Origin of the sequence: Acinetobacter sp. V89_4 (assembly GCF_029967875.1) — a bacterium.
GTDB lineage: Bacteria > Pseudomonadota > Gammaproteobacteria > Pseudomonadales > Moraxellaceae > Acinetobacter > Acinetobacter oleivorans.
On sequence record NZ_JASCAI010000028.1, the window covers coordinates 622,277 to 646,870 of the forward strand.

Annotated in this window: 22 protein-coding genes; 12 read left to right on the forward strand and 10 right to left on the reverse strand. The window is 37.1% G+C overall.

Going from position 1 to position 24,594, the window contains the following annotated elements:
* The first annotated feature begins 185 nt into the window (after positions 1-185).
* The 4 genes from QLG01_RS14545 to QLG01_RS14560 all read left to right on the forward strand — a co-directional run bounded on the left by QLG01_RS14545 (position 186) and on the right by QLG01_RS14560 (position 4,513).
* Positions 186-2,321, forward strand: a complete 2,136-nt coding sequence (locus QLG01_RS14545) for a TonB-dependent siderophore receptor (RefSeq protein WP_282496811.1) — start codon at positions 186-188, stop codon at positions 2,319-2,321.
* Between the two features lie 65 nt (positions 2,322-2,386).
* Positions 2,387-2,686: a hypothetical protein gene (locus QLG01_RS14550; protein WP_282496812.1), complete on the forward strand. Its 300-nt coding sequence runs from the start codon at positions 2,387-2,389 to the stop codon at positions 2,684-2,686.
* Complete coding sequence (locus tag QLG01_RS14555; protein ID WP_215903566.1) at positions 2,679-4,235, forward strand: PepSY-associated TM helix domain-containing protein; 1,557 nt, start codon at positions 2,679-2,681, stop codon at positions 4,233-4,235. The genes QLG01_RS14550 and QLG01_RS14555 overlap by 8 nt, the downstream gene beginning before the upstream one ends.
* The gene (locus tag QLG01_RS14560) at positions 4,232-4,513 is read left to right on the forward strand and encodes a DUF1634 domain-containing protein (RefSeq protein WP_282496813.1); all 282 of its coding nucleotides are present in this window, start codon (positions 4,232-4,234) and stop codon (positions 4,511-4,513) included. The genes QLG01_RS14555 and QLG01_RS14560 overlap by 4 nt, the downstream gene beginning before the upstream one ends.
* Here QLG01_RS14560 and QLG01_RS14565 read toward each other — a convergent pair.
* Positions 4,488-4,604, reverse strand: a complete 117-nt coding sequence (locus tag QLG01_RS14565) for a hypothetical protein (RefSeq protein WP_282496814.1) — start codon at positions 4,602-4,604, stop codon at positions 4,488-4,490. The two genes, QLG01_RS14560 and QLG01_RS14565, sit on opposite strands and share 26 nt — an antisense overlap.
* A 61-nt stretch (positions 4,605-4,665) precedes the next feature.
* Here QLG01_RS14565 and QLG01_RS14570 point away from each other — a divergent pair, with 61 nt between their 5' ends.
* The 4 genes from QLG01_RS14570 to QLG01_RS14585 all read left to right on the forward strand — a co-directional run bounded on the left by QLG01_RS14570 (position 4,666) and on the right by QLG01_RS14585 (position 9,574).
* Positions 4,666-5,553, forward strand: a complete 888-nt coding sequence (locus tag QLG01_RS14570) for a sulfite exporter TauE/SafE family protein (protein WP_250374219.1) — start codon at positions 4,666-4,668, stop codon at positions 5,551-5,553.
* A gap of 96 nt (positions 5,554-5,649) precedes the next feature.
* A complete protein-coding gene (locus QLG01_RS14575; RefSeq protein WP_013198033.1) occupies positions 5,650-6,759 on the forward strand; it encodes a 3-deoxy-7-phosphoheptulonate synthase in 1,110 nt (369 codons plus the stop codon).
* Between the two features lie 135 nt (positions 6,760-6,894).
* Entirely contained in the window at positions 6,895-7,386 is a 492-nt protein-coding gene (locus QLG01_RS14580; protein WP_198307949.1) for a hypothetical protein, read from the forward strand.
* Positions 7,387-7,453: 67 nt separating this feature from the next.
* On the forward strand, positions 7,454-9,574 hold the full coding sequence (locus QLG01_RS14585; protein ID WP_282496815.1) for a TonB-dependent receptor: 2,121 nt from the start codon (positions 7,454-7,456) through the stop codon (positions 9,572-9,574).
* 48 nt (positions 9,575-9,622) lie between these two features.
* On the opposite strand, the gene QLG01_RS14590 is transcribed toward QLG01_RS14585, so the two are convergent.
* From QLG01_RS14590 to ybaK, 8 genes are all read right to left on the reverse strand, one after another.
* Positions 9,623-10,363 carry an adenosylcobinamide-GDP ribazoletransferase gene (locus tag QLG01_RS14590; RefSeq protein ID WP_282496816.1) on the reverse strand — a complete coding sequence of 247 codons (741 nt, stop codon included), beginning with the start codon at positions 10,361-10,363 and terminating at the stop codon, positions 9,623-9,625.
* A 106-nt stretch (positions 10,364-10,469) separates the two neighbouring features.
* On the reverse strand, positions 10,470-12,038 hold the full coding sequence (locus QLG01_RS14595) for a histidine-type phosphatase (RefSeq protein WP_282496817.1): 1,569 nt from the start codon (positions 12,036-12,038) through the stop codon (positions 10,470-10,472).
* Positions 12,039-12,163: 125 nt separating this feature from the next.
* Positions 12,164-12,763, reverse strand: a complete 600-nt coding sequence (locus QLG01_RS14600; protein WP_282496818.1) for a histidine phosphatase family protein — start codon at positions 12,761-12,763, stop codon at positions 12,164-12,166.
* Positions 12,756-13,811, reverse strand: a complete 1,056-nt coding sequence (cobT, locus tag QLG01_RS14605; RefSeq protein ID WP_282496819.1) for a nicotinate-nucleotide--dimethylbenzimidazole phosphoribosyltransferase — start codon at positions 13,809-13,811, stop codon at positions 12,756-12,758. Before cobT ends, QLG01_RS14600 begins: the two co-directional genes overlap by 8 nt.
* 1 nt (position 13,812) lies before the next feature.
* Positions 13,813-14,331 (reverse strand): bifunctional adenosylcobinamide kinase/adenosylcobinamide-phosphate guanylyltransferase, encoded by a 519-nt coding sequence (gene cobU / locus QLG01_RS14610; protein WP_282496820.1) that lies wholly within the window; start codon positions 14,329-14,331, stop codon positions 13,813-13,815.
* Positions 14,319-14,945 (reverse strand): 2'-5' RNA ligase family protein, encoded by a 627-nt coding sequence (locus QLG01_RS14615; protein WP_199942633.1) that lies wholly within the window; start codon positions 14,943-14,945, stop codon positions 14,319-14,321. Before QLG01_RS14615 ends, cobU begins: the two co-directional genes overlap by 13 nt.
* A 105-nt stretch (positions 14,946-15,050) precedes the next feature.
* Positions 15,051-17,198 (reverse strand): HAD family hydrolase, encoded by a 2,148-nt coding sequence (locus QLG01_RS14620; protein ID WP_282496822.1) that lies wholly within the window; start codon positions 17,196-17,198, stop codon positions 15,051-15,053.
* Positions 17,199-17,823: 625 nt separating this feature from the next.
* The gene (gene ybaK / locus QLG01_RS14625) at positions 17,824-18,291 is read right to left on the reverse strand and encodes a Cys-tRNA(Pro) deacylase (RefSeq protein ID WP_151767297.1); all 468 of its coding nucleotides are present in this window, start codon (positions 18,289-18,291) and stop codon (positions 17,824-17,826) included.
* Between the two features lie 190 nt (positions 18,292-18,481).
* On the opposite strand from ybaK, the gene QLG01_RS14630 reads away from it, so the two are divergent.
* The 4 genes from QLG01_RS14630 (at position 18,482) to QLG01_RS14645 (ending at position 23,133) form a co-directional block, all read left to right on the forward strand.
* Positions 18,482-18,784, forward strand: a complete 303-nt coding sequence (locus QLG01_RS14630; RefSeq protein WP_005304842.1) for a hypothetical protein — start codon at positions 18,482-18,484, stop codon at positions 18,782-18,784.
* 233 nt (positions 18,785-19,017) lie between these two features.
* Positions 19,018-20,391: an AarF/ABC1/UbiB kinase family protein gene (locus tag QLG01_RS14635; RefSeq protein WP_005304840.1), complete on the forward strand. Its 1,374-nt coding sequence runs from the start codon at positions 19,018-19,020 to the stop codon at positions 20,389-20,391.
* Positions 20,392-20,620: 229 nt separating this feature from the next.
* On the forward strand, positions 20,621-21,904 hold the full coding sequence (locus tag QLG01_RS14640; RefSeq protein ID WP_171496053.1) for an acyl-CoA dehydrogenase family protein: 1,284 nt from the start codon (positions 20,621-20,623) through the stop codon (positions 21,902-21,904).
* Positions 21,905-21,927: 23 nt separating this feature from the next.
* Positions 21,928-23,133, forward strand: a complete 1,206-nt coding sequence (locus QLG01_RS14645) for an acyl-CoA dehydrogenase family protein (RefSeq protein WP_282496823.1) — start codon at positions 21,928-21,930, stop codon at positions 23,131-23,133.
* 107 nt (positions 23,134-23,240) lie between these two features.
* Here the strand turns inward: QLG01_RS14645 and QLG01_RS14650 are convergent, their stop codons facing one another.
* Positions 23,241-24,464: an alkane 1-monooxygenase gene (locus QLG01_RS14650; protein WP_049836544.1), complete on the reverse strand. Its 1,224-nt coding sequence runs from the start codon at positions 24,462-24,464 to the stop codon at positions 23,241-23,243.
* Positions 24,465-24,594 lie beyond the last annotated feature (130 nt).

The following is a 24,594-nucleotide window of genomic DNA, read 5'->3' on the forward strand; positions in this document are numbered from 1 at the left end:
AGCATAGAGGTTTATCAATCTTGAACTTGATCTATATGTACTTACCAAGAGCAGCTACAGCACAAGCTATCTAAAATTACATTCATTCACCATATTTTAATCTAAATTAACAATGCAATTTGAATTGTAGCTTACATTTACAAACAATAAAATAAATGAGAATTATTTACATTATCCTTAATCTTATGAATATCCCACCTCGACCATTTAAGCTTACTGTAATCGCCTGCGCGATTTGTTATGCAAACCTCTCTTATGCTCAAGACTCAGAGGTACAATCTTTACAAACGATCCAAGTTAAAGCATCAAATGCTGAGCAGTCTTCTGAACAAACCAAAGCATATAATGTTAAGAACTCAAGTAGCGCAACCAAGCTTAATATAGAGGCTAAAGAAACTCCTCAAACTATTAATGTCGTTACTCGTCAGCAAATTGAAGATTTTGGACTTACCAGCACCCGAGATGTTTTAAAAAATACCCCAGGTGTAACCGTATCTAATCAAGAAACTGAGCGAACTACTTATATGGCTCGCGGTTTTGAGATTTCAAATATATTAACTGACGGCGTGGGTTTTCCCCTCTCAGGTTATAACTATAACAATACGAATCCTGATACTTATTTCTATGATCGTGTAGAAGTTGTTAAAGGTGCTGATTCTTTAACTAACGCCTTCGGTGATCCAAGCGCAACAATCAATAATATTAGAAAACGCCCGACTCAAGAATTCCAAGCAAGTGGCGGTTTAAGTTATGGTTCTTGGGATACGCAGCGTTATGAAGCTGATGTCTCGGGCGCAATAATACCGAGTGGAAAAGTACGTGGCCGTATTATGGGCTATGAGCAAACTGGTGATTCTTACCTTGATCGATATTCGTCAGAGAGAAATGGTTTCTCGGGTATTATTGAAGCTGATTTGACAGATAGTACTTTACTGACCGCAGGTTATAGCCAAGAACAAAATAAACCCAATGCAAACAACTGGGGTGCTCTGCCTTTGTTAGATGCCAATGGTAAACAAATTTCATATGATCGCTCATATAACCCTAACCCTGACTGGGCACACTGGGATAATGAAACACAAAATGCTTTTGTTGAATTAAAGCAAAAAATTAATGATCAGTGGACCGCTAAGCTGACCTATAACTATCTTGATACCAAGCATAATAGTCGTCTTCTTTATTATTATGGTTATCCAAAAGCTGATGGATCAGGTGTTTCTCTAACTCCTTGGGGTGGTCAAGAGCACCAAGAAAAACATGCTGTCGATTTTAATCTCGAAGGAACATATAAACTTTTCAATCGAGAACATGAAGCATCTTTAGGCTACAGCTATGTACGTAATCATCAGCAAGATAAACAATCTACAGGAACGATTAACGATAGTAACGTTATAAAATCAACCACTACGGATTGGTCAAGTTGGACACCGCAATCTGTAACTTGGTCAGACTTCACAGAAGCCGCAAACTATAAGCAGAATATTAATTCCATCTATGCTGCGACACGCTTACATCTTAATGAAGATTTAAAACTTTTACTTGGTGCAAACTATGTCCAAGCTGAAAGTAAAGGTGAAAGTTATGGTTCACCAATGTCATATAGTGAAAGTAAAGTCTCACCCTATGTTGGACTAACTTATAACTTTACACCTGAATATACAGGTTATATGAGTTACACCTCAATTTTCCGTCCTCAAACTGGTATTGATAAAGATACCAATCAAGCTTTAAAACCTATTGATGGTAAAAGCTATGAGATGGGCATAAAAAGTTCATGGTTAGATGACCGTTTAACAGGAACACTTTCAGTATTTAAAACTGAACAAAATAATTACCCTCTACGTAGCTCTGACGGAAATCCACTTAATCGAAAAGTACCAACCAGTGATTTAGAGTCACAAGGTGTAGAAGTCGGCTTATCAGGTCAAATCACAAATAATGTGAATCTTTCTTTCGGCTATGCTCAATTTAGTATTAAAGATATTAAAAATGGCGGCGAGGCAAGAACTTATAATCCAAACCAGACACTTAACATGCTAACCACCTACACGCCACCAGTTTTACCGAAGCTAAAAGTTGGTGCAGGCTTACAATGGCAAGATGGGATAAAGTTATATGATTCAAATGTTAATAGTACGATTAAACAAGATGCATATGCTTTAGTTAATTTAATGGCGAGCTATGAAGTCAACGATCATATTACGCTTCAAGCAAATGGTAATAATATTTTTGACAAGAAATATTTAAATAGTTTTCCAGATGGCCAAGCTTTTTATGGTCCTTCTGCCAACTATACAGTTGCTGTAAAGTTTAAATATTAATATCGTAGCCAATCCCAATTTAGGGATTGGCTTTACTTATTATTTTTGTGTATGTGTCAGTAAAGATGTCCAAAACTGTAAATCTCCCATTGTCATATCGTATAAAAGTTTTCTATCGATTCTTGCTAGTTTTCGGTATGGGCTTTGCCTGTATGGCATATTTAAGTCTTGGACTCATTGGAATTTTCCTTTTGACCCTCGACAAAGCTGAAGCTATATATCTCGCAGCATTTATAGCAATTCTATTTTACGTCATCTTTGTGGTTGTTGGTTTCTGCGTTCAATCACTTTTGAAACTCACTGGGCTATCAATTGTTTTGTGTGCCCTTTTCTTTTTTATGACGCGTATGGTGGGTTATGCATAAAGGTATACGTCAATCTATGGCATGGCTACACTCATGGACTGGCTTAATATTTGGATGGCTCGTATTTGCCATTTTCTTAATGGGAAGTTTGTCCTATTACCGCCATGAAATTAATTTATGGATGCAGCCTGCACTTGCACAATATGAAGTAAAACAAGATATTGCCATTAAAACAGCATATCAATATTTACAAGAAAACGCTCCAGATGCCAAATCTTGGTATTTAACTGTGGCTACACCTGAAAGTCCCGTCAACACTATGTATTGGGAAAAAGCTGACGGCGGTTATGGCAATGCCACACTTGATGCTAACACGGGAAAAGAACTTCAACTTTCGGCAACTCTAGGCGGCGATTTTTTTTACCGCTTCCATTACCAACTTTTTGGCATTCCAATAATAGTTGGGCGATTAGTCGTGTGTCTTGCCGCATTTATTATGCTGATTGCTTTAGTTTCGGGCATTATTACCCATAAAAAAATATTTACCGACTTTTTTACTTTACGCACATTTAAGTCTCAGCGTTCATGGTTAGACTTTCACAATATTTCTTCAGTCGTTGCACTGCCCTTCTTTTTAACCATTACATTTACGGGCTTAGCTATTTTCTTTTATTTATATCTACCTTGGGGAATGCAAAAGATTTACCCTGAAAACCCTTATCAATATTTTACCGAAATCCGTACAAAGACTGTACTTGAGAATCAATCAATCCAGCCTGCTCAAAACTTAGCTATTGATAAGCTATTGAACCAAGTTCAACAAAGTTGGGGTAATCAACCTTTATCAACGATTAGTGTGAAAAACCCGAATACCAATCAGGCGCAAATTACATTTATTCAGCAAGAAGACCGCTCTATTACTCGTAATCAAGCTCAAATTACATTAAATGCTTCAACTGGCAAAGTCTTAGAAGACACACGTAATAATAGTCCTATTGCAACGTTAAATGCGGGTGTCTATGGGCTACATATGGCGACATTTGCTCAGCCTTTACTTCGTTTAGGATTCTTTTTCTCAGGCATTTTAGGCTGTGTAATGATTGCCTCTGGTTTGTTACTGTGGAGTCTTAAACGACAAATTCAAAATAAGAATAGTAAGTTTCATTTCGGGCACTATTTAGTTGACCGATTGAATGTTGCAGCGTTTGTTGGATTACCTTGTGCAACTGTCGCCTATTTAAGCGCCAATCGATTGTTTACAGTCACTTCAACCACGATCAATTATGAAATTTATAGCTTTTTCTTAGTTTGGTTAATCAGCTTAATCATTGCTTTAATCACTAGAAAGCAGCATTTATGGCGAACTCAACTTTGCGTTTTTATTATGCTCAGTATTGCACTTCCCATCTTAAATCTAAGTTATTTGCTTAAACATGAGTATGTTCAAAGCCTCAGAGATTATTGGACCTTTGCACGTGTAGATATATTTTTATGGATCTTTGCAGCTTTAGCAATTTTTATATTCTGCAAAATTCAACCTATCCAGCATAAAGCTGTCGCAAAGATTCAAAAAAAACTGAATAAACTAAATACTGAGGTGAGCTCATGATTCTTATAGCTTTCATCTTAATTTTATTAGGTATGTATTTGTTATTTATGGCGAGCGAAAAATATCGATCACCGAAATCGACAGGACATTTCAAATCTTTAGCTCAAAAGTATTATCGATGCTTTAAAATAGCTGCATTCATATTATTTGGTTTATGTGCATTAATTCTTATTCAACACTATAAATTTTCAATTGGTTTTGTCAGTTGGTGGATCTTTGCAACGCCGTTAACTTTTATTCTTATACTTTTAGTTAATCCTCTAAAGTCTTCGAAATAATCGTTTTCTTTAAAAAATGATGAAAAATAGAACAAGCTAAGCAATATTTTGATTGCTTAGCTTTTTTTTGCATAAGCAAATCATTATTCATGACAACTGTTTATCTCTAAAAGGAATAAGATATGTGCGTTTCGTGATAAGTGGCGATAAAGATGTCTGGTGCTTTTGAATTTATCTTAGCAGGTATGTTAGTTGGTTTCTGTGTAGGGATTACAGGAGTTGGTGGTGGATCATTAATGACTCCAATTTTAATTGGCCTTTTTAGAATTGAACCTCATATCGCAATTGGTACCGATTTACTTTATGCCGCAATTTCAAAATTTTGTGGATCAATGGTTCACGCTAGAAAGCTCAATATTGTCTGGCCAATTGTTTTATGGTTAGCAGTAGGTAGTATTCCTGCATCTTTCGGTACTACATGGGTACTTGAGCATTATTTAAGTCAGTCAACACACTATAAAGCTGTACTCACCATGGTGTTAGGTTTTATGCTGACTTTAACTGGTGTATCTATCATTTTCCGCTCTCGTATTGAGAAGTTCTTCAGTCGTTTTAGAAATAAAGAAGTCACTCAAACTGAGACTGAGCATTTAGCTATCCATAAGAAACGTAGCTTTATCGTGGTTATGGGCATCATCTTAGGTGTATTCGTAACGCTTTCATCAGTCGGTGCTGGTGCATTTGGGATTATGGCACTCGTGATCATGTTCCCAAACTTACCAATGATTCGAATTATTGGTTCCGATGTTGTACATGCCGTATTGCTCACTTTAGTGGCTGGCCTTGGACATATGAGTGCTGGTAACGTCGACTTTACGCTTCTTATGTGGTTATTGGTGGGTTCAATTCCTGCAATTATTGTTGGTACGCTCATTAGTTCTCGTATGCCAGAACGTTTAATCCGAAAAATTTTAGGGATTACCCTATTTGCCCTCGGTGTTAACTTTATGATTCACCCAGTCAAAGCAAAACCGAAAGCACCTGTGGTACAACAACAAGCTGTGGTTGCTGAAAAAACAAGCAACTCAACTGAAAGATAGCAAAATCAATAAGATTTTTCCAAACTGAAATACCATGAGATGTAGGATTTTCATAATTATTTCATGGTATATTCAGTACACAAAACAACCTTTAGTATGATCGAACCAGTGACAGCAATGACTACACATTCAAATTCCGTTTCAAAGCCAGATATCGACGACGTTAATATTAAAAGCATTCAAACTCTTGTAACACCAGCTGAACTTAAGTCAGAACTTCCTTTATCTGATGTTGCTTCACAAACTGTTCTAAAAGGTCGCGATACCATTCGTAATATTTTAGATGGTTCAGATAAGCGTTTGTTTGTCGTTATTGGTCCTTGCTCTATTCATGATCCAAAAGCTGCTCACGAATATGCCGATCGTTTAAAAGCATTAAGTGAAAAGGTTAAAGATTCATTGTATTTAGTTATGCGTGTTTATTTTGAAAAACCACGTACAACAATTGGTTGGAAAGGTCTAATTAATGACCCTGACATGAATGACTCTTTTAATATTGAAAAAGGTTTACGCATTGGTCGTAAGCTTTTGCTTGAATTAAATGAAAAAGGTTTACCATGTGCAACTGAAGCACTTGACCCGAACTCTCCGCAGTACTACCAAGACTTAATTTCTTGGTCTGCAATTGGTGCACGTACAACCGAAAGCCAAACTCACCGTGAAATGTCTTCTGGTCTATCATCACCAGTAGGTTTTAAAAATGGTACAGATGGCGGTTTAACTGTTGCAACCAATGCGATGCAGTCTGTTAAATATGGTCATAGCTTCTTAGGCCTTAATGAAGACGGACAAGTTTCGATTATTAATACGAGTGGTAACCCTTACGCACACGTAGTATTACGTGGTGGTAATGGTAAGCCAAACTACGATGCTGGCTCTGTTGAAGAAGCAGAAAATGCTTTAGCAAAAGCAAAAGTTAGCACTAAAATCATGATTGATGCGAGCCACGCAAACTCAAATAAAGACCCGTACTTACAACCACTTGTTCTTAAAAATATTACTGAACAAATTTTAGATGGTAATAAGTCAATTGTTGGTCTTATGGTTGAAAGTCACTTAAAAGGCGGCCGCCAAGATATTCCTGAGAATCTTTGTGATCTCGAATATGGAAAATCAGTGACTGATGGCTGTATTGACTGGGAAACGACTGAAAAAACATTACTTGAAATGCATGAAGCTTTAAAAGACGTTTTACCAAATCGTTAATTCATCTTTTTAAGAAGATCAATTAAGCCCTCATTTTTGAGGGCTTTTTTATTTTTCTTTGTCGGAATTTATCTATGATGACTTTTCTTTTTTGATTATACTTCGGCGAGCTTTTCCACTACGACCGCCTAGAATATGGTGCTGAGTTTCCGTCAACATTTGCTGAAGTGGCGCACGCTTTTAAGTGCTATCACTTTGCTGTGTTTACTATGGCACATTTTTTTGCCTACTTTAGTGCAAATTGGCATCGTACCTGAGTTATACACCATGCCTAGTCACTGTCAGCCAGTCACGCTAGAGCATTCATTTCACCAACAAAATTTCAATACTCAGCAGCATCACTCTTCACATGCCCATCACCATATGGAATCTGTTCAAGATAAATTTCATAGTTCGCATGCTCAAGAAGTTTTTGCTCTAGCTACTCAAATCATGAAACATTGTCCGCTTTGTACGCATGGTCTAGATGCAGCAATTTTAATTCCTTTAATTGCTTTGATTTTTGTTTTAATTTTACGTTGGTTTACCCGTGTACGATGCCTGTGCCATACGTGGACAATACAGCTAGAACTTCCCCCTACCTTCTATATTTTACCGATTAAACACGCCCCACCTGCTGCTCTGTAAAAACGCAACTTTTACCATCCTTGATTTTCAAGGACTCAAAACTTATTGCTTTTTATAGGGCCAAAATATGTTATCCCTCAAATTCCGCTTATCTGTTTTAAGTGCGGCGTGCTTTTCTGCCTCAGCCAGCCCTATTATTTTTGCTGAAGATTTAACACCAGCAAATAGTGACACAAAAACATTAACTACGATTGTAGTCACAGCAAGCCGTGAAGGTGAAACACTCAATAAAACACCAGCAGCGATTAGCCAAATTAATAATGACCAAATTGAAAATAAACATGCCACGTTTATTGGACAACTTGTGAACCAGACACCAGGGGTTTTAATGAATGACCTTGGTAATGAGCAGCACATGATGTCTATACGCCAACCCATGACAACCGCAGCTGTATATCAATATTTAGAAGATGGTCTTTCAATTCGTCCTGTAGGCGTGTTTAACCACAATGCCCTATACGAAATGAATATGGCTGGCGTGGACAATATTGAAATTTTGCGTGGACCTGCGAGTAGTGTTTATGGGAGCAATGCCATTGGCGGAACTATTAATTTTTTAACAAAGGCGCCAAGTACAACACCAACAGCTGATATTGGCCTGAGTGCGAGTAGCGAAGGTTATCGCCGTGTAGATGTAGGGGCATCTGATACTTTTGATACAAACAACGGAACACATGGTTTAAGAATTTCTGCCTATGCCAGTGATCGCGGTGATAGCTGGCAAGATCATGCCGAATCAGATAAACAAAGCGTTACCTTACGTCATGATTGGCAAATTTCAGACACAACTAAACTGAAAAACATTTTTAGTTATAACCACTTATATGCAGATATGACAGGTAGTTTAAATGCTGAAGATTATAGTCAACGCCCTGGCTATAGCTATCAGACATTTACCTACCGTGAAGTAGATGCAACTCGATTGTCTTCCCAGCTTAGCCATGACTGGAATGATCAGCAACAAAGCCAAATTACTTTATATTATCGAGACAATACAACTGAGCAAAACCCAAGCTATAACATAAAAACAGATAAGAAAGATGGAGTTGCAACAGGAACATACAGCGGACAAACAACATACAATAGTTTTCAGTCCTATGGGCTTAACTTACAGCATTCAGCAACGTTAGGCCAAGTTAAGTTAGTTGTCGGTGGCATGGCTGAGCATTCTCCGACCCAAGGTCGAACCAATGACATTGAAGTTTTTCGAGATCCAGTTACCCGTATTTATACCGGTTTTAAACAGCGAAAACTTTTACGTGATTTTGATGTCGATGTTGATAATGAAGCAATCTACGCCCAAGCTAACTGGCAAGCTCTACCTACTTTAAACTTAGTCGGCGGCGCTCGTTATGACTGGATTCGTTATGATTATCAAAATAATTTAACTCCATCTAATGTTACGGGCGCACCAGATGAAACGCGAAACTTTCATAAGGCCAGTCCGAAACTAGGTGCAATTTGGAACGTAACACCACAAATTGACTTCTATACAAACTGGTCACAAGGCTTTGTCCCACCAGAAGTTAGTAGCCTTTACGGCGCAAATTTAGTCACACCAAATTTGACTGAAGCAACTTTTACCAATATTGATGCAGGTATTCGCTTTAAAACATTGAATGATCGTTTGGACGGTGAAATTACGCTTTATCGTTTAAATGGTGAAGATGAAGTAATTAGTTATACCAAGCCAGATAATAGCCGTGAACCACGGAATGCGGGTAAAACTCGTCACGAAGGTATTGAAGTGGGTGCAACTTGGCAAATTTCCGATCAGCTTGACCAAAAACTGAAACTATCAGGTAGCTGGGCTAGCCATCGTTATGAACAATTTCAGCCATCATCCACTATCGACTATAGTGGTAATGATATGCCAAGTGCCCCAAAAACTTTTGGTACGCTGGAATATCAAATTAAACCAATTCCCGAACTACTACTTTCAGCAGAAGGTGTCTATGTAGGTTCATATTGGATTAATGATGCTAATACACAAAAATATGACGGACACACAGTACTCAATCTTCGTGCGAACTATCGTAAAAAAGCTTATGAGGTATATGGTCAGATTTTAAATGTGGCAGATACTCATTATGCTGAAAGTACTTCTTTTAGCAATAATGAAGTGAGCTATACGCCAGCTGCACCACGTACTTATTTATTAGGTCTACGCTATCACTTTGGTGATTAATCAACTTTAAGTTTGTGGTCATCAATTTGGCCACAAGCTTTTATCTAGCTATAAATAAAAATAACTCACCACAAAAGAAAAAAGCAGCACGGTTTCGCTAAGCTCCATCGCTGCCCCGACTGTATCACCTGTAATACCGCCAATTCTTTTAATAAAAAGATGTCTTAAATAAACCAGACTGATCAAAAAGCAAATAATGGCGATGAGTCCTTGCCATTCCCAATATAAAGCCAATAACAAAACTATCGCAGTTATTATCCATGAGGCTGTTTTAGGTAAATGATCAGTCAATGAACGGCCTAAACCTTTTTCACGGACATATGGTGTAGTTAAAAACAAAATAGACGGTGCAACACGGCCAAGTACGGGAACAAAGACTAAAAATAACGTTTGATGCTGTTCAATCAACACATAAATCAGTACAAACTTGAGCAAACAAATAATAACTAAACTTAGCACTCCAATTGGACCACAACTTGGATCCTTCATAATTTGCAAAGTACGTAGTTTGTCTCCAAAACCGCCTACCCATGCATCTGCCGTATCTGCTAGCCCGTCTAAATGTAATCCCCCTGTCAGCCAAATCCATAAAATGAGTATGATTGCAGCAAGTAAAACAATCGGGAGTTTGGCTAAAAGACACGACATAAGAAAAAGAATGCCACCAATAATCAGCCCGACTAAAGGATAAAACAAAATAGCTCGGCCATTTTGTTGCGCCGTTGGCATTGTCTTTAGCTCAATAGGCAGAACAGTTAAAAATTGCAATGCAATCCAAAAAGGTGTCATATCCAAGTCTCTAACTGATCTATATTTAAAAACAAATTGGATTATGAATAAATAAAAATGGGAATAGCAATCCCTATTCCGGTTAAAGACTCCAAAAACTGAAAATCTATTGCATTTGATAGCACTGTTTCAATTTAATGTAGTCGTAGTAAAAACTAGTTGGTGTATAACGCGCATAGTTACATACAGATTTGAACAAAGTTTCTTTTTCGTTATAAAGCATTTTTACCAAAGTATTGCCTTGGCTATTTTGGTAAATATCCCATTGGACATTTGCTGCCATAGGTGAAACTACTTCACCGCGCCATGCGCTGGTTGAGTAATTATAAGTCTGACGTAGTGGTAAAGGCTGCATCATATTATGTAAATCTAGGCTGGTTGCCAAAGGAATAATAATTTCAGCATGGGCAAACCGTAAAACTGCTTTGTAAGGCTGAGCTTTATTTACCACGGCGTCAACTTGTTGGAACAAGTCCTGTTTAAGTCCTTGAGCAATTTCACTTGTGACTTGATTTGACTCGGTAAAACTTGGGCCTTTTTCGTAAAAATCGTTTGCATCATTAAATTCAGCGTAGAATTTCGCAGCATCTAACGGCATATATTTATCAAAATCGATACCTTTTAACTCATCTTTCATACCACCAGAAATTGCATAGAGCTCATAAATATAAGCTGCTGCATCAACTGCACTGGCAATCGTATTTTTCCCCTTACCTTTTTCAATAATTTGCTCACCTTTAGGTGAAGTTACCGTAAAGGATCCGGTATTGCTAAAGCTATAACCTGTTGTACCCAGTTTTTTAATAAAATCCGCTTTAAAAATCATATTAAGTACAATTTGGGCCGTTTTTTCAGCTGCTGTATTTTTTGATAACTCATCTAACTTTTGGGCTAAATCTTTATTATTTTCTTCAAAATCTTGATAGGCCTGACTAGCATCATAAATTTTTTGTTGATTAGGACTCAATGGCTGAGTTAAATCTTCATCTGCATTCAAACTATGAAAATAGAGTTTAAAACGATCAACACCACCATCTTCAACACTTGGAACGCTTGCACTCGATAAATTGGTATAAGACGTTGGTACAATTTTATCTTTAAGTTGCGGTTGTTGTTGAATGAGTTCAGCCGTGAAGAACTTAGCACTATCTACCGCACGATCCACCCCAGAACTTTGTACCAATATAGATGCTTGCGAATTTAAAAGACTTGGTAAGCGTTGTAATAAACGATCTGCAATGCCGCGGTGTTCTAAAATACCTGTCATGGTTTCATTTCCATAACCGTACTGGCGGATTCCTTCCACGCCATAGCCTAATAAGATATTGGCTTTCATCATTGCTTCTAAATCAGCACCCAATTGTTCACCTAATGGTGTTAAGGCATTTTCTGCTTTTGCCTGTTTCCATAAATTATAAAGTGCCAAATCATATTTCAGACTTGAGAGACCTCTTGAACCGTGACGTGCCACTAATTCTGTAAAAACTGGCTGGAACCCATTGGGTGCTTGTTCATAGTTTTTTATTTCTTGTTGTGGTTGGTAAGGCGTTTTAGTTTGATAATATTTTGATGAATTTGTTGGGGCAGCTGTTTGAATGTTTTGATCATCATTATTGTTACAAGCCACAAGTAATAATGATGCTGCGAGCACAGTCGTTTTAAATAAAATATTCATAAGTCAGATGAGTGATTAATAAGAAATGCCAATAGCTTAATTTTTAGCAATGACAGTTCTATTACAATCACTCAAATATCTTTTATAAAAATAATAACTTACATGTGTAGAGAAATATAAGGTTGCTATCTCAACATGAAAGTTAATTGACCATCTGTTTCAGAAAATTCGAATGAATATAATTTCCCAAGCTCTGCCGGCATTTTTAGCAAATCATCTAAAGGTTGTTGCGTGGCCAAACAAGCTAATAGCTTAATCACACCGCCATGGGTAACAACCAATGCATGTTGCCAGTTTTGGTTTTGCATCTCTACAAGTAGTTCCTGAAAGCCTTTAAGCACCCTTGTTTGAAATTGCATTAATGTTTCTGCATGCGGTGGACAATATTGACTCGGTTTTTGCCAAAAATTTGCCAGTAATTCCGGTGAAGTTTCATAAATTTGCTGAGTTGAGACACCTTCCCACTCACCAAAATACATTTCTTTTAAGTCATGGTTTAAAAGTAAAGGTAGCTGAGTTGTCTTTGCAAGTTTCTCAGCAAAACAAGCACAACGTTTTAATGATGAACTTATAATGACATCCCATGACTGATTTGCAACTTGCTGAATGGTTGACTGCATCTGCTGCCAACCTTTTTCCGTTAACTCATCATCCAAATGGCCACGTAAAGTATGGCTATATTGACTCTCGCCATGTCTGAGTAAATCGATTCTGAATTTACCCAATTTTATCCCCGCTTACGGCAGCTTGAGCAAAAGTAGCCATTTGGTTGTGTAATACACATGCCATTTTAACTAATGCTAAGGCAGTACCAGCACCACTACCTTCACCTAACCGTAAATTCATTTTTAAAATTGGCTCAGCATTGAATTCTTGTAAAATACGGCGATGACCGTATTCAGCCGATTGATGACCAAACAACATCCAGTCACGTACTTTAGGGTTCATTCGTACCGCGCATAAAGCAGCAACCGAACTAATAAAGCCATCCACAATAATAGGTAAGCCCATCTGCGCACATCGAATATAAGCACCTACAATTGCCGCAATTTCCAATCCACCAACTGCACACAATGTTTTGAATGCATCACCAGTAACATGTTTATGGTGAAGTTCAATTGCTTGTTCAATGACTTCAATTTTGTGTCTTAGCTGATCGGCACCAATTCCTGTCCCGACTCCAGTTAATTGTTCAGCAGTATCATTTAATAAAAGACAGGCTAAGGCAGAAGCGGAACAAGTATTTCCAATTCCCATTTCACCAGCAATATAAATATCTGCGCCATCGGCTTTAGCTGTATCTACACTCTTTTTTCCCAACTCTAAAGCAGCACGACATTCATCAGCATTCATTGCGGCTTGTTTGGCAAAATTTGCTGTCCCAGCACGAATACAATGACGCTCAACACCTACGTATTCGTATGCTTCGCCTACGGTACCGCAATCAATCACTTGCAAATGAGCTTGATGATATTTGGCAATGACACTAATTGCTGCACCACCGGTCGTGAAGTTTTGCAGCATTTGACGGGTTACGGCTTGAGGATATGCAGAAATATTTTCTTCAACCACACCATGATCGCCTGCAAAAATTGTAATCCATGGATGGTTAACTTGTGGATGTGCATTTGACTGTAAACTAGCAAGTTTAACTGCTATCAGTTCTAAATCACCTAAGGCACCAGTAGGTTTGGTGAGCTGGAGTTGATGTTGTTCAGCTTGTTGTTTCACGTCCAAATTAGGTTGCTTTACAGATTCTAACCACCAGTTCATTTTATTTCTCACCTTTTAAAATCATTGGAAAACCAGCCACACAAAACACAACCTTATCTGCAATTTGCCCTAGAGCTTGATGTAGTCTGCCTGCTTCATCTACAAATCGTCGACTTATCTCACCGAGTGGCACAACGCCTAAACCCGTTTCATTACTTACTAAAATAACTTCTGACTCAAGCGTAGGTAAAACATTTAACAGCTGCTCACACTCAAGTTGTTGAACACTTTGATCATCTAAAAGTAACAAATTGGTTAGCCAAAGCGTTAAACAATCCACCAAAATAATTTGATTAGGTCGATCAATTTTTTGTAGAGCATTTGCTAAATATAATGGTTCTTCAACCAAAGACCAGTGAGCAGGACGCTGATTTTGATGGTGTTCAATTCGACTTTGCATTTCTGGATCAAGCGCTTGCGCTGTCGCCACATAAGTCACAGGTAATTGTGTAGATATTGCCGTTTGTTCAGCGAGTCGACTTTTGCCAGAGCGGGCACCGCCCAAAATCAGTTGCAACATGAATCACCTAAAAACAAATGCTGATACGAAAACAGCTTACCTTGTAAAGTTTGAGCTTCATAAAAACCAAACGTTAAATGCTCAACTTTCAGTTCAAATTCAGCGTTTTTGTATTGTACAGGTAATTGAGAAATTTTTTGCAAAATCAAATCACTACTATAGATGTTTTTATATAAGCCTAACGTGATATGAGGATAGTAATCTAAAGCAGCAATTTCATTAGAAACTATGCCTAATTTTTGACGTATGTGAGATAAAAAATTATCGGTATCTTGGATTTCTACAAATAAAGCACTACTAAAACTATCAACTGAACCAATTTTTAATCGAAATGGTGAAATATTTTCTTTTTTTAAAATTTCTCTTTGTTTTGAGAAATCATGGAAACTAAAGTCATCACTATAAACACGAGGTTCATGGGTTAAAAATCCACATACAAATAATGTGACATGATATTGACGGTTATTCGGTTCTAATAAAAATTCTGAAAAATGTGTACGTAAGACATCTAGATAATCAACTAATTTCTGATCATTAAGCTCTAGATACCACAAAGCATAATTTTGACGTCCTAGGTGCCATTCCGGATAATCCCGTATAGTCGTTGGCACCATGAACGTCGTAGGTTTTAGCAGCACAGTTTTAATTCAAAGTCACTTAAGTTTTGTATTAAAACATGTTTGCCTTTCAATTGTAGAGTGTTAAATCATTAAATGCCTTCAAACATATTGGGTAGCTGTCGTTCTGGATTTGTTAGTTTTCATATCCAAAAGCTGTTGGTCTTGTTCAGAAAACAAATATTGAATGTGTTGGACCAAATCAACTTCAAGCTGTCTTTTTTGAGTCATATTCAGATCTAATTTTAGAATTTGTTGCTGTAAATGCTGAATAGCAGCATTATCATCAATTTCTAAAAATTGAATCGCATAGGCATAACCTAGAGCAGTACCTTTTAATAAATTTTTATAAGGTAAATCATGATTTATGTTCATTTCAATTGATGCCATGACACGTTCATTATGGTTGAGTTTGCGTAATGGATCTCGAGCTACTCTTTGACACGGATCTTTAAATGCGTATTCACATGAGTCTAGAAAACTTTGAGCCATTCGGTTCAGATCTTTTGCATAGTTAGGCAATACAATTGCAAGCCCCTGTTTTACTTCTATAATTAAGTTTTCTGCAAAGGCTTTAACTGAATGATCACCCATGGCAACACCAATAGATTCATAACCTAGTAAAGATGCGTACCAAGCAAGCATGGCATGCACGCCATTCCATAGTCGGTTTTTGATTAATTGAATATCTGTAATCTGATTAACCAAGACAAGTTGACGTAACTTTTCGAGTAGAGGGCTGCCTTTTTCTACATAAATTGGCATATCCGTTTCGCTATGAAACAGAATTAGGTCCATGCTTTGTAATATATGACCTGGCTGGAAATTACGGCGCATGTTATCAACATATAAAGATGCCTGATTTTGCTGATCTTGGGACAGTTTATTGCAATCTTCAATTTCGACTTGTTCTTCATGCTCCACATCAGATAAATGCTGTTCAAGAAAGTGATGCTTAATACGAAGTTGACGATATAAATTCTGATTAGATAGCTTTGAAACCATGCGGTTTACAACGGTGTCACAAAAGTAATGTTCTTTTAAAATATGCTCAGTTACATCTTCATCGTTGGTTAACTGTAGTAGAGCTTCTCTAAGATGCTTCATAACCAAATATTTCGCACCAACTTTATTTAAAATAATTAGAAAAGTTAGCGGTTCAATACATGTTTCAAGTGGCGAGTTAAAACGCGCATATAATCCTCTTGCAATTATTTTTGCTTCAGTCTCGATCGCTTGTTCAGGTAAGCAAAGTGCAATCAAACTTGAATGTGTATACATCTCTAGCATTTGTTGCTCATTGTCAGAATCAACAATGGTCATATTCTCAATACGTTCATCATAAGAAAACTGTCCATAGCGAATACTATAAGTTCCAAATGCATTCACAGCTTCTCGAAAAAGACTATTACGTGTTGAAGCAATAATTCTCTTGGGTTTTGTGTACCCATCCCAATGTGACAAGATTTGCGCTATATAACCACCGCCAATAGCACCGAAACCATGTATTCCAACCGTCAGTTGATTTAGGCTTTGCGGAAAAGGTTCCTGCATCTCTGGCATATCCATAACAGGAATAAATTGGTCGAGATCGGTTAAAAAGTCATACATCTGATCATAATAAAAATGTGCTTTTTCCAGCATTTCGTCATTTGGTTCTTTAATATCTTTTAATAAAATGGTTAAACCTTTTGAAGTGTGAGCTGAAGTTAAACCATTTTCAGAATCTTCAAACATAAGACACTGGTTAGCGTCCAAGTGAAGTTGACTAGCCGCTTTTAAAAAGATTTCTGGATGTGGCTTTCCTTGCTCTACTTCATCACCACAGGTAACCACATCAAAAAATTTATAAACATTCGCATTAATTAAATATTCTTCGGCAATTGCTCTACGGCTTGAAGTAGCCACAGCCATTCTTAAACCAGATTTTCGTAAACGTTCTAAAACTTGAACCAAACCTTTTTTAATCGGTACGCCGTGTTTTCGAATATATTCGAGTTCCATTTCATCAGCTTTTTTTCGAATTTCTTTATAGGGAACATTTACACCATATAACCGTTGAGCCAATTGCTCAGCCGTAGTTGCACTTAAACCTAAACATTGCATTAAATATTCGTGTGAAAACTCCTGTCCAATGAGTTCTTGAGATGCATGTTGCAATGTTTGAAACCGCAACCTCTCAGTATCAAACATTGTCCCATCCATATCAAAAATTGCTCCATGAACAGGTTTTCCATGAAAAATAAGCACGCTTTTTCCTCTTTTTTGATCATGTTTTATTCAGGGTATACAAAAAATTGGTTAAAAAGGCGGGATATTAATAAATGAAACATTAGTGGTTATTTTTTAATCAAAAATATAAGAGATCTGTTACTGAGCAGAGTTAAAACTCTAAAAAGGTTGAACAATATGAATAAGTATGAAGCTAACTGTAAATACAAGAGTAGCAAGCCATCCTCGCTTGCCACTCTTGGTTTATTCTTTTTGTTGCGCTGATAGTATTTATTTTTCTTAGTTCCATTTACCGCTACTTGAACCTGCATATTTTTATAATGTCTCGCAGGTGTCACATACCAGGAATCAACTCACCTTTCGCTATTCTCATTATTGGTGCTTCTGGTATAACTCTAAAATTCGTAAGAAAATGAGCATGAACGAATAGAATATAAGATTGATATTACAACCAATGTCTTTGCTCCTTATTAGAAAATAACTACACTGCCATCAACAATAATGATAATCATTTTCATTTGACAGTTCAAGCTTTTTTTCATTATTTGTGCTTCTCTCTTTTAAAAAAAGATCTGCATAAAGTATTTTCTCAATATAGATAGAGAATCATGGTTAGTTCTTAAAGTAAGTTTTTAAACCATTATTATTGATCAAGTACATCAACAAATTGAGCATTTAAAAGCTGAGCTAAATCTTTTGGATTTAAACCAATATCTAGCCCTCTTTTTCCCCCACTTACATAAATTTTATTAAAGTTTTGAGCGGATGCATCAATGACCGTTTTTAATCGTTTCTTTTGGCCTAAAGGACTAATCCCTCCTACTAAATATCCTGTTAAACGTTCGGCATCTTTAGGATTAGCCATCTGTATTTTTTTACATCCAAACGCCGTAGCTACTTTTTTTAAATTTAATTGGTGATTAACTGGCAAGACAGCAACGAAATAATTTTTATCGTCACTTACCATTAGAGTTTTAAATACTTCGTTTACATCTAAATCTAATTTTTCGGCTGCTTCTAATCCAAAACTTTTGGCATTTGAATCATGTTCATATTCATGAATAGAAAATTCGATTTTATTACTTTTTAACAATCTACATGCAGGAGTCATGATAAGTGGTGTTATAGATGAAATTGTTTCGATTATAGTTTTTTTAGAAAAATTTTTAAATTTGCTTAGGCTATTTACAAGAGTTACATAAAAATTCAAACAGCAACTGAAGAAAAAATAATCTCAACTTGATATTCGTTGCTCGACTCCATATATTTTATTTAGATTTGAAGTCTGAGCTGACAATTTTATGAGTTATAAACACAACAATCTGATGGCGATGCGTCACCGTTTTTGGGATGAATCTTCAGATTCTGTATTAAATGAAAAGCATTTTTTGCAGCAGACGTTAATTGAACAAGGTATTTTTAATAACGCAACTCTTGATGATGTTAAGTACTTCTTTTATACCCTTCCTAGCATCATTATAGTAAAAGCTCATGCACTTGGCTTTATGCATGATTCAGTCAAACAGATGTTATTGCAACATATTCAGACCAATCGCCTGCATTTGATGCAGAAATCTGAATTAAAGATTCAATTTAAAATGTAATCCACTTTGTTATCAAAGATCTGTTTTATCTTAGTTTTAGTCATCTGAATTGTTTTAATTTCTTAAATTTCCGAATTGCTTAGGCTATTTAAGAATTATTGGAATAAAGATGACCATTTCGGCCTATCATTCAGTCTGAGAGAACTATTTTAATACGCTCAAAACATGTAATATTCGTTACAATTTTAGATCACCAGCGTTTGGCTGCATGATGCGCATAGGATTCTATTTTCATGTCAAATCAGAAAGATAAGCTTAAGAGTTTAAAAACTTCTTCCATGGATCGACGCTTATCAATCGCGAAAGCTTCTTTACTTGCAGGAACACGTTGGGCAACTGCAAGTGCCTCTTCTTTATTTTCTAATGAAGAAGAAAAAGAAAAGAAACGCAAAAAAGCGATGAGCGAACAAGCTAACTATCTGGTTTCTGAAATAGGTAAACTTAAGGGTTCTATTGTTAAAATTGGCCAAATGATGGCTCTTTATGGTGAACACTTTTTACCAGAAGAGATTACACAAGCATTAAATACCCTAAATAACCAAACCGTTGCCTTAGATTGGCCTGCAATTAAGCCACATTTACAAGAGCAATTGGGTGCTAAATTAAATGATTTAACGATTGATCATGAACCAATTGGTACTGCATCTCTCGCACAAGTACATCGTGCAACACGTAAATCAGACGGCTTAGAGTTAGTTTTAAAAATCCAATATCCTGGCGTTGCAAATGCAATTGATTCAGATATGAGCTTGTTTAAAAACATGCTTAAACTGACACGTATGGTGCCACAAACCCGTGAATTTGATCAGTGGTTTGATGAAGTACGTGAAATGATGCATCGTGAAGTTGATTATGATGTTGAAGCTGCCACTACCCGTCGTTTCGGTGAACGCTTAAAAGATGACGAGCGTTATATTGTTCCGACAATTGTAGATGAATACTGCACTAATCAAGTACTTTGCATGACTTTTGAACGTGGTGTTCCAATCAATAGCCCTGTGATGTTGTCTTTACCTCAAGAGCGTCGTAATCAGCTCGGTGAAGCTTCACTCGAAATTGCAGTTCGTGAAATTTTTGAATGGGGTGAAATGCAGACTGACCCTAACTTTGGTAATTACCTTGTTCGTTTGGGTAATGGCCAAGACGTTCAAGACAAAATTGTGTTATTAGATTTTGGTGCTATCCGTCAGTTTGATGAACATCTGTTAGCAGTTGCACGTCAACTCATTCAAGCAGGTTATCAGCATGATAAAAATGCGATGGTACAAGCCATGACTGGATATGAATTTTTTGATGCAATGCCTGAAAGTATTAAACCCGGCATGGCTGATGTGTTTTTAATCGCGACAGAAGCATTTAGTACCCCTGCAAATAATCCAGATATGCCCGCTGGCCTTATGGATGAACATGAACGTTATGACTGGAAGAAAAGTCAGTTACATAGCCGTGTTATGCAGCAAGCAAGTAAATCAATGGCATCACGTTATTTCTCAGTTCCTCCAAAAGAATTTATGTTTATTAGCCGTAAGTTTATTGGGGCCTATACGTTTATGACGGTTATTGATGCAAAAACAAATGTGCGACGTATGATTCGTAACTTTGCTTAATTTAATAAAGGACTAGAATGATTCCATGTCATTCTAGTCAATACCTCTGAACCCACCCAATCATCAAATATTTTTAAACAAATAAAATCAAAAACTTATAATTTTATTATTTTCTATTTGCCATTTATCTACTCATTATTTGAATGTCAGTAACGACATAGTTTTTTAATATGAGGCGTGTCAGCATAAAACAATAACAACGTGTTAGGACACCATAATCATGACAAGTATGATCAATAAAGCTCAGGGTTTGGGTTTATCGCTAATTACCAGATTGGCTGGAAGCGATGTACTTGATCAACTCAAGTTGCGTAAATTTGTTGAAAAATCTCTTTATCAAGGTTCAAAAGCTGGTTTTAAAGCATTAAGCCAGACTCAAAAAGCATTTAAACCAAAACAGATCTCCCAACAGCGATTACCTCGCCAACAAAAAAATCTATTTGATTTAAGCCTAACTGAAGAACAACAAATGACCTCTGATGCAATGTCTCAATTTGCTCAAGAGGTTCTATTAGGATTAGCACATGAAGCTGACCAGAATGCTCAGTTTCCTGAAAGTCTTTGGCAATATGTTGAAGATTTAGGTCTTAACTACTATGCACTTCCAGAGGCATTAGGCGGTGTCGCGACCGAACAAAATATTGTAAGTAATCTATTAATAGCTGAAAAACTAGCTGAAGGTGATTTTAGCCTTACAGCAGGATTACTCAGTACATTTAGCGTTATCAATGCAATCACACGTTGGGGTTCTGCTGAAGTTCAGTCAATGTACCTACCCTGTTTTGCAGAAGACTCAGACATTACAGCAACCTTTGCAGTTCAAGAAGCAACTCCGGCATTTAATCCTTATGCTTTAAAAACAAAAGCATCACTTGAAAATGATCAGTTTTTTATTAATGGCGAAAAAACATTAGTAATTTTAGGTGATTTAGCTGATGTATTTTTAGTAAGTGCAGACTTTAACGGCAAGCCAGACGTATTTGTCGTGCAATGCGGTGACACAATTTCAATAAAAAACACTCCGGCCATGGGTCTTAAAGCCACAGAAACTGCAACTCTTCGTTTTAATCACACACCCGCTCTTAGACTAGGCGCAACAGACTTTGATTACACTGTTTTTTTAGATTTGGGGAACTTAATGTGGTGTGCAATGGCTGTAGGTACATGTGAAGCTGTTAAAGCTTATTGTATTAAATATGCCAATGAACGAACTGCTTTCGGTGAACCAATTTCTCATCGCCAAAGTGTCGCTTTCATGATTGCAGATATGGCTATTGAAATTGATGCAATGCGTATGCTGGTTTTAAACGCAGCAAGCCTTGCAGAATCAGGCAAACCATTTCACCGCGAAGCTTATCTGGCCCAACTACTTTGTGCTGAAAAATCCATGAAAATCGGTACAGATGGTGTGCAAATTCTTGGTGGACATGGTTTCACAAAAGAACATCCAGTTGAACGCTGGTACCGTGATCTACGCGCTACTGCAATTTTACAATCTGGCTTACATGCTTAAATGATCAATCAGAGGATACTTTAATGAATTTACAAAATCCTAAAAAATTCAAGATGATGATTGATCAGGCACACGATGTTGCGATCAATGTTTTACGCCCTATTTCTCGTAAATATGATAAGGCTGAGCATGCTTATCCCAAAGAGCTGGATATGCTCGCTTCACTCATTGATGGTATGAATGAAGGTGGCGAAGGTATTAATGCTGGAGCTGCAGGTGCTGGAAAGCGTGGTGATACAGAAAGTGAAAGTGTTCGTAACGGAACCAACATGTCGACCGCTCTTGGAATTATTGAGATGTGTTATGGCGATACAGGCTTATTGCTGAGTATGCCACGTCAGGGGCTTGGGAACTCAGCAATTGCTGCTGTGGCAAATGATGAACAGTTAGAACGGTTTAACGGAACATGGGCAGCAATGGCCATTACTGAGCCAGGATGCGGCTCTGACTCTGCTGCGATCCGCACCACTGCAACCAAAGATGGCAATGACTATATTTTAAATGGTGAAAAGATTTTTGTGACTTCTGGCGAACGTGCAGATTCTGTCGTCGTTTGGGCCACGCTTGATCGCAAACTTGGACGTGCAGCGATTAAGTCATTTGTGGTACCTAAAGGTACACCGGGAATGAAGGTTGAACGTCTCGAACATAAATTAGGAATTAAAGCTTCAGATACGGCAGTGATTAGTTTTATTGATTGCCGTGTGCCAGCCGAAAACCTTTTAGGTAATGCCGAAGTAGATGTCGCTAAAGGTTTTGCTGGAGTAATGGAAACTTTTGACAATACTCGTCCCTTAGTTGCAGCAATGGCAATCGGTTGTGCTAAAGCTTCACTAGAACGTATTAAAGAGATTTTTAAAGATCAACTCGATCCTAATTACTCTACCCCCTACCTACATGCTTCTAACCTTGCAGCTCAAATCTACCGTATGGAAGCTGAGTGGGAAGCCGCTCGCCTACTCATGTTAAAAGCAACGTGGATGGCAGATAACAAAAAACCAAACTCTAAGGAAGCTTCTATTGCAAAAGCAAAAGCAGGTCGTGTGGGTAATGAGATCACTTTAAAATGTGTCGAATTGGCAGCAAGTGTTGGCTATAACGAAGATGAGTTACTTGAAAAATGGGCACGTGATTCGAAGATTCTCGATATCTTTGAAGGTACTCAGCAAATCCAGCAATTAATCATTGCCCGCCGAGAACTGGGTAAATCCTCTAGCGAACTAAAATAATAATTAAGGGAAATTTCCCCTTCTTTTATTAGTTTTTATGTAAAAACTTAAAAGCCCTCTAGCGATTAAACTAGAGGGCTTCGTATTTCAGGAATTAAATTTTTTATTTATTCGGTAGTTGTACTGTCTAACGCTTTATCAACTACACCAAATTTCTTAAAGATTTTTGCACGTCGTTTTGACGAAATATTTGCTTTGTTTAAATCACCTTTATAATGATCAAAAACTCGCTTATCCATTATTTTAAACCATAATGAAGGGATTAATGCTGGTAATAACATACTGGCATAACCGCTTGGTAGCTCTGGTGCCTCATCAAAATGACGCAATGCTTGGAATGGACGAGTCGGATAAGCATGATGGTCTGAATGACGCTGCAATTGGTACAAGAATAAGTTTGTTACTACGTTATTATTGTTCCAGCTATGCTCTGGCATTGTACGTTCATATTGACCATTTTCTTTTTTCTGACGTAATAAACCATAATGCTCAATATAGTTAATAATTTCAAAAAGACTAATGCCATAAAATGCTTGTGTCGCTAAATATGGAATTGTACTTTTACCAAAAATTCCAACCATAGAACCATGAAAAGCAGCAGTCATTCCCCAACCTTGTAATAGTTCATTATCTGAAGACCAGAACTCTTTACCTTTACGTTTTAAACGATTTTTTTCAATTTCAATTGCAGACTTAAAAGAACCAATAACAGTACGTGGCCAGAACTCATAGAATGTTTCACCCATACGTGATGAAGCTGGATCTTCTGGTGTTGCTGCACGCTTATGATGACCATAAGGATGCTCAATACGGAAATGATTATAGCCAGTTGGAACTAAAGCAAGATGAGACAGAATATGGTCTATACGATCATGCTTATGACTTAACTCATGGGCTGTATTAATCGCAATACCATTGATTGCACCCATTGAAATACCAAGTAAAATCTTATCAATAAAAGATGTCGTTTTACGACTTGTTAAATAGCATGCATAAACATTTGCAGCATACTGTAGAGGAATAAAGCTCTTCACAAGACGTGAATAATATGGATCTTTTTCTAAAAGCTTAATTTCTTCATCTGTCGGATTTCGAGCATCTTTCCCAATAATAGTATCAATTGCAGGAATCACGACATGTAGTAAAAGTGGACCACCTAATGCGAAGACTTTCTTCAAAGGGCGTGGACCAAACTGATAACCAGCTAAAATAGCTAAACCGATAGCAGGTAAAGCAGGACTAATCATCCATAAAAAGCGTTTGCGATCTATTTCACGCATAGACGCAGGCACTGGCATAAGTTCGTGCTGAACATTTACTGGTGCATTCATAGCTATATTTCCTTTTTCTATATGTCTATATAGTTAAAGAAATAGTGTTTAGTTAACAGTAGTAACCGTCCAAAAAACCTATGTTAAAGTCTTTGGCATTTTCTTCCACTTTTCTGTCCTAAAAACACAT

Coding starts and splice junctions, on each gene's coding strand:
- QLG01_RS14545 (WP_282496811.1), top strand. CDS start 186: ATGAATATCCCACCTCGACCATTTAAGCTTACTGTAATCGCCTGCGCG.
- QLG01_RS14550 (WP_282496812.1), top strand. CDS start 2,387: ATGTCCAAAACTGTAAATCTCCCATTGTCATATCGTATAAAAGTTTTC.
- QLG01_RS14555 (WP_215903566.1), top strand. CDS start 2,679: ATGCATAAAGGTATACGTCAATCTATGGCATGGCTACACTCATGGACT.
- QLG01_RS14560 (WP_282496813.1), top strand. CDS start 4,232: ATGATTCTTATAGCTTTCATCTTAATTTTATTAGGTATGTATTTGTTA.
- QLG01_RS14565 (WP_282496814.1), bottom strand. CDS start 4,604: ATGAATAATGATTTGCTTATGCAAAAAAAAGCTAAGCAATCAAAATAT.
- QLG01_RS14570 (WP_250374219.1), top strand. CDS start 4,666: ATGTCTGGTGCTTTTGAATTTATCTTAGCAGGTATGTTAGTTGGTTTC.
- QLG01_RS14575 (WP_013198033.1), top strand. CDS start 5,650: ATGATCGAACCAGTGACAGCAATGACTACACATTCAAATTCCGTTTCA.
- QLG01_RS14580 (WP_198307949.1), top strand. CDS start 6,895: ATGGTGCTGAGTTTCCGTCAACATTTGCTGAAGTGGCGCACGCTTTTA.
- QLG01_RS14585 (WP_282496815.1), top strand. CDS start 7,454: ATGTTATCCCTCAAATTCCGCTTATCTGTTTTAAGTGCGGCGTGCTTT.
- QLG01_RS14590 (WP_282496816.1), bottom strand. CDS start 10,363: ATGACACCTTTTTGGATTGCATTGCAATTTTTAACTGTTCTGCCTATT.
- QLG01_RS14595 (WP_282496817.1), bottom strand. CDS start 12,038: ATGAATATTTTATTTAAAACGACTGTGCTCGCAGCATCATTATTACTT.
- cobT (WP_282496819.1), bottom strand. CDS start 13,811: ATGAACTGGTGGTTAGAATCTGTAAAGCAACCTAATTTGGACGTGAAA.
- cobU (WP_282496820.1), bottom strand. CDS start 14,331: ATGTTGCAACTGATTTTGGGCGGTGCCCGCTCTGGCAAAAGTCGACTC.
- QLG01_RS14615 (WP_199942633.1), bottom strand. CDS start 14,945: ATGGTGCCAACGACTATACGGGATTATCCGGAATGGCACCTAGGACGT.
- ybaK (WP_151767297.1), bottom strand. CDS start 18,291: ATGACTCCTGCATGTAGATTGTTAAAAAGTAATAAAATCGAATTTTCT.
- QLG01_RS14630 (WP_005304842.1), top strand. CDS start 18,482: ATGAGTTATAAACACAACAATCTGATGGCGATGCGTCACCGTTTTTGG.
- QLG01_RS14635 (WP_005304840.1), top strand. CDS start 19,018: ATGTCAAATCAGAAAGATAAGCTTAAGAGTTTAAAAACTTCTTCCATG.
- QLG01_RS14640 (WP_171496053.1), top strand. CDS start 20,621: ATGATCAATAAAGCTCAGGGTTTGGGTTTATCGCTAATTACCAGATTG.
- QLG01_RS14645 (WP_282496823.1), top strand. CDS start 21,928: ATGAATTTACAAAATCCTAAAAAATTCAAGATGATGATTGATCAGGCA.
- QLG01_RS14650 (WP_049836544.1), bottom strand. CDS start 24,464: ATGAATGCACCAGTAAATGTTCAGCACGAACTTATGCCAGTGCCTGCG.